The following is a 4,516-nucleotide window of genomic DNA, read 5'->3' as shown; positions in this document are numbered from 1 at the left end:
AGCGAGCCGAAGGTGTCGTCGATCGTCCGTCGTGCCGCGTCGAGGTATTCCGCACGGACCCCGAGTACCTCCTCGGACAGCCGCGCCTCGGTCGTCGACATCAGCTCGGGCGTCACCGCGACGTCGGCGCGTCGGCGAATGGCGTCGAGAATTCGTTCGCGCAGGAACGGCACGGCGTGGTTGCTGGTCAAAAAGTCCGCCTCGATGGCGTCGCGCTCGACGCCCGCAGCCTCCAGCACCAGTGCGACGGTGAACCCGGTGCGGTCTTTGCCGGCGAAGCAGTGGGCCAGCACCGTGCGCCCGTCACCCAGCAGCGTCACCATGCGGCGCAGGGCCGCCGGCGCTCCGGGGTAGGTGGGGAAGCGGCTGTACTCCTCGACCATGTAGCGCGTGGCGGCGTCGCTGACCGATTCCCCGTCCGGCCTTTCCTCGAACAGCCGCTTGAAGGCGTGCTCGTGCGGGGCCTCGCCGTCCTGGTCGACGTCGTCGGGGGCCAGGTCGGGGATGGGTAGCAGGTGAATGCTCACGCCGTCCGGCACCAGGCCCGGGCCGTGGCGGCGGACCTCGCTGCGCGAGCGTAGATCGGCGACGTCGGTGACACCCAAACGGCGTAACTCCGCGCGGCCGTCGTCGCCCAGTTCGGTCAGCTCACCGGAACGGAACAGCCGCCCCGGTCGCAGTACGCCGGTGGTGTCGGCGACGTCGCGAAAATTCCAGGCGCCCTGCAAATCCCGTAAGCCAACCGCCACTTCAGCTGACCGCCGCGGCGAAAGCGCTTTTCTCCCGGCCGAGTTCGGCGCGCGCGATCGAACGCATGTGGACCTCGTCGGGTCCGTCGAAGATTCGCATCGCGCGCTGCCAGGCATACATCCGGGCCAGCACCGTGTCTTCGCTGACCCCGGCCGCCCCGTGCACCTGGATGGCCCGGTCGATCACATTGCCGGCCATCTGGGGTGCCACCGCCTTGATCTGCGAGACCAGCAGGTGCGCGGCCCGGTTGCCGTGCCGGTCAATGGTCCACGCGGCCTTCTCGCACAGCAGCCTGGCCTGGTCGATCTCGTTGCGCGACTGCGCGATTGCCTGCTGGACCAAACCCTGGTCGGCCAGCGGCCGGCCGAACGCGATCCGGGTGTTCGCCCGGTGCACCATCAGGGCCAGCGCGCGTTCGGCACCACCGAGCGCACGCATGCAGTGGTGGATGCGGCCCGGGCCGAGTCGCGCCTGGGCGATCGCGAAACCCGACCCCTCTTCGCCGAGCAGGTTGGTGGCCGGCACCCGGACGTTGTCGTAAATGATCTCGCAGTGCCCGGGCTGGTCCTGGTAACCGAAGACCGTGGTCGAGCGGACCACGGTGACACCCGGTGTGTCGATGGGCACCAGGACCATCGACTGCTGTTGGTGGCTGGCCGCCTCAGGGTTGGTGCGGCCCATTACGATCAGGATCTTGCAGCGCGGATCCGCCGCGCCCGACGTCCACCACTTGCGACCGTTGATCACGTAGTCGGCGCCGTCGCGCACGATCGAGGTTTCGATGTTGCGGGCGTCGCTGCTGGCAACGGCGGGCTCGGTCATCGAGAAGCCACTGCGGATCTCACCGTTCAGCAACGGCTCGAGCCAGTTCTTGCGCTGTTCCTCGGTGGCGAACAAATGCAGGGTCTCCATGTTGCCGGTGTCCGGTGCCGCACAGTTGACCGCCTCCGGGGCGATCTCGAGGCTCCACCCGGTCAACTCGGCCAGCGGCGCGTACTCCAGGTTGGTCAGCCCGGATTCCGACGGCAGGAACAGGTTCCACAGTCCCGCGGCCTTGGCCTTGGTCTTGAGTTCCTCGATGATCGGCGGAACCGTGTGATCATTCGGCCCGACTTGCGCGCGGTGCTTGTCGTACTCGGCTTCGGCGGGGAAGACGTGATCGGTGATGAACTCGCTCAACCGCTTGTGGTAGTCACTGGCTTTGGCTGACATTGCGAAGTCCATGACCGTCACGATAAGCCACCCGCGACGGGGGCACACCGGGGGCAGGATGAACGTCATGACTGACCTCCGCCCGCCGCTGCCGCCGTTCACTCGTGAGACCGCGATCGCGAAGGTCCAAGCCGCCGAGGACGCGTGGAACAGCCGCGATCCAGACCGGGTGAGCCGCGCCTACACCGTTGACTCGCAATGGCGTAACCGTGGCGAGCATGTCGTCGGCCGCGACGCGATCGTGGCGTTCCTGACCCGCAAATGGCAGCGCGAACTCGACTACGTGTTACGCAAGGAGCTGTGGAGCTTCCACGACAACCGCATCGCCGTGCGCTTCCAGTATGAAAGCCGCGAGGCCTCCGGTCAGTGGTGGCGCAGCTACGGCAACGAGTTGTGGGAGTTCGACGCGGACGGCCTGATGGCGCGTCGCGAGGCCAGCATCAACGACGTCGCGATCGACGTGGCCGAGCGCCGCTTCTTCGGCCCGCGGGGGCCGGCCGAGCACGGGCAGGGCTTTCCGCTCTGGTGAGCTTGGCCGCCGGCAACGACGCCTGCCCCGGGGAGGCGGCAGGAGGAGCCGGACGAGCAGGTTAGGGTTGTTGCCGACTTGCCGAGGAGTAGGACGTTCAGGAAGCAGATGCGGACGCCATGACAGAAACGCAGACGACGGTCGGCGTGGTCGCCGAGTCGGGAGCCGACGAGCGGCGGGTCGCGCTGGTGCCCAAGGCGATCGCGCCGCTGGTGAAAAACGGTGTGGCGGTCGTCGTGGCGGCGGGCGCCGGTGAGCGCGCGCTGCTTCCCGACGCGCTGTACACCGAGGCCGGAGCGACCATCGGCGACGCGTGGGCGGCCGACGTCGTGGTCAAGGTCGCGCCGCCGACCGCCGAAGAGGTCAGCCGGCTCAGGAGCGGGCAGACCCTGATCGGCTTCCTGGCGCCGCGCAACGCCGAGAACTCGATCGGCGCCCTCAAGCAGGCCGGCGTGCAGGCCTTCGCGCTGGAAGCCATTCCGCGGATCTCGCGGGCGCAGGCGATGGACGCGCTCTCGTCGCAGGGCAACGTCGCCGGTTACAAGGCCGTGCTGCTGGCTGCTTCGGAGTCGACCCGGTTCTTCCCGATGTTGACCACGGCCGCGGGGACCGTGAAGCCGGCCACCGTGCTGGTGCTCGGCGTCGGGGTGGCCGGGCTGCAGGCCCTGGCCACGGCGAAACGGCTGGGTGGCCGCACCACCGGCTACGACGTGCGGCCCGAGGTCGCCGACCAGGTCCGCTCGGTCGGCGCGCAGTGGCTGAATCTCGGAATCGACGCCGCCGGTGAGGGCGGCTACGCCCGCGAGCTCACCGACGAAGAGCGGGCCCAGCAACAGCAGGCACTCGAAAAGGCGATCAGCGGATTCGACGTCGTCATCACCACGGCGCTGGTCCCCGGCCGTCCCGCGCCGCGGCTGGTGACCGCCGCCGCCGTCGAAGCGATGAAGCCCGGCAGCGTCGTGGTCGACCTCGCCGGGGAGACCGGCGGCAACTGCGAGCTCACCGAACCGGGTCGCACCGTCGTCCGCCACGACGTCACGATCGCCTCGCCGTTGAATCTGCCGGCCACCATGCCCGAACACGCCAGCGAGCTGTACAGCAAAAACATCACCGCGCTGCTGGACCTGCTGATCAAAGACGGCAAGCTGGCCCCGGACTTCGAGGACGAAGTCGTCGCGCAATCATGTGTGACGCGGCAGACGGTCGGGGAGGACTAGATGTACGACGAACTTCTCGCGAACTTGGCGATCCTGGTGCTGTCCGGGTTCGTCGGGTTCGCGGTGATCTCCAAAGTGCCCAACACGCTGCACACCCCGCTGATGTCGGGCACCAACGCCATCCACGGCATCGTGGTGCTCGGCGCCCTGGTGGTGTTCGGCGAGGTCGAGCATCCCTCTCTGGCGGTGCAGATCATCTTGTTCGTGGCCGTGGTGTTCGGCACGCTCAACGTCATCGGCGGCTTCATCGTCACCGACCGAATGCTGGGGATGTTCAAGGGCAAGAAGGCGTCCGGCCCCGCGAAGACGCCCGAGGCCGCCAAATGAACTACCTGGTGATCGGCCTCTACATCGTCTCGTTCGCGATGTTCATCTACGGCCTGATGGGCCTGACCGGGCCCAAGACCGCCGTGCGCGGCAACCTGATCGCTGCGGTCGGCATGGCCCTGGCCGTCGCGGCGACGCTGATCAAGATCCGCCACACCGAATCCTGGGTGCTGATTGTCGCCGGGTTGGTCGTCGGGGTCGTGCTCGGTGTTCCGCCGGCCCGGATGACCAAGATGACCGCCATGCCGCAGTTGGTGGCGTTCTTCAACGGCGTCGGCGGTGGCACCGTCGCGCTGATCGCACTCGCCGAATTCATGGACACCAAGGGCTTCTCGGCGTTCCAGCATCACGAGTCGCCGACCGTGCACATCGTGGTGGCGTCGCTGTTCGCCGCAATCATCGGGTCGATCTCGTTCTGGGGCTCGATCATCGCCTTCGGCAAGCTGCAGGAGATCATCTCCGGCGCGCCGATCGGTCTCGG

At 67.8% G+C, this 4,516-nt stretch carries 6 protein-coding genes; 4 read left to right on the top strand and 2 right to left on the bottom strand.

Annotated elements, in window-relative coordinates; genetic code table 11:
* On the bottom strand, window positions 1-749 hold a 749-nt coding region (locus tag AC2VOG_RS03875; RefSeq protein WP_486938595.1), incomplete at its 3' end, for a tyrosine-protein phosphatase.
* Window position 750: 1 nt separating this feature from the next.
* A complete protein-coding gene (locus tag AC2VOG_RS03870) occupies window positions 751-1,962 on the bottom strand; it encodes an acyl-CoA dehydrogenase family protein (protein WP_486938596.1) in 1,212 nt (403 codons plus the stop codon).
* Between the two features lie 67 nt (window positions 1,963-2,029).
* Here AC2VOG_RS03870 and AC2VOG_RS03865 point away from each other — a divergent pair, with 67 nt between their 5' ends.
* The 4 genes from AC2VOG_RS03865 to AC2VOG_RS03850 form a co-directional block, all read left to right on the top strand.
* On the top strand, window positions 2,030-2,491 hold the full coding sequence (locus AC2VOG_RS03865; protein ID WP_486938594.1) for a nuclear transport factor 2 family protein: 462 nt from the start codon (window positions 2,030-2,032) through the stop codon (window positions 2,489-2,491).
* Window positions 2,492-2,610: 119 nt separating this feature from the next.
* The gene (locus tag AC2VOG_RS03860) at window positions 2,611-3,708 is read left to right on the top strand and encodes a Re/Si-specific NAD(P)(+) transhydrogenase subunit alpha (protein ID WP_486938593.1); all 1,098 of its coding nucleotides are present in this window, start codon (window positions 2,611-2,613) and stop codon (window positions 3,706-3,708) included.
* Window positions 3,709-4,035, top strand: coding sequence for an NAD(P) transhydrogenase subunit alpha part 2 (locus AC2VOG_RS03855; RefSeq protein WP_486938592.1), 327 nt, complete (start codon window positions 3,709-3,711; stop codon window positions 4,033-4,035).
* Window positions 4,032-4,516, top strand: a 485-nt coding sequence (locus AC2VOG_RS03850) for an NAD(P)(+) transhydrogenase (Re/Si-specific) subunit beta (protein WP_486938591.1), incomplete at its 3' end; no start/stop codon positions are given. The genes AC2VOG_RS03855 and AC2VOG_RS03850, both read left to right, overlap by 4 nt.

Source organism: Mycobacterium sp. TH-M11 (genome assembly GCF_057473725.1).
Note: the sequence above shows the minus strand (reverse complement) of the source record. Positions and strands in the feature narration are given on the sequence as shown.

What these genes read in the sequence shown, in the direction of transcription:
- AC2VOG_RS03870 (WP_486938596.1), bottom strand. Translation starts at nt 1,962, where the DNA reads ATGTCAGCCAAAGCCAGTGACTACCACAAGCGGTTGAGCGAGTTCATC.
- AC2VOG_RS03860 (WP_486938593.1), top strand. Translation starts at nt 2,611, where the DNA reads ATGACAGAAACGCAGACGACGGTCGGCGTGGTCGCCGAGTCGGGAGCC.
- AC2VOG_RS03865 (WP_486938594.1), top strand. Translation starts at nt 2,030, where the DNA reads ATGACTGACCTCCGCCCGCCGCTGCCGCCGTTCACTCGTGAGACCGCG.
- AC2VOG_RS03855 (WP_486938592.1), top strand. Translation starts at nt 3,709, where the DNA reads ATGTACGACGAACTTCTCGCGAACTTGGCGATCCTGGTGCTGTCCGGG.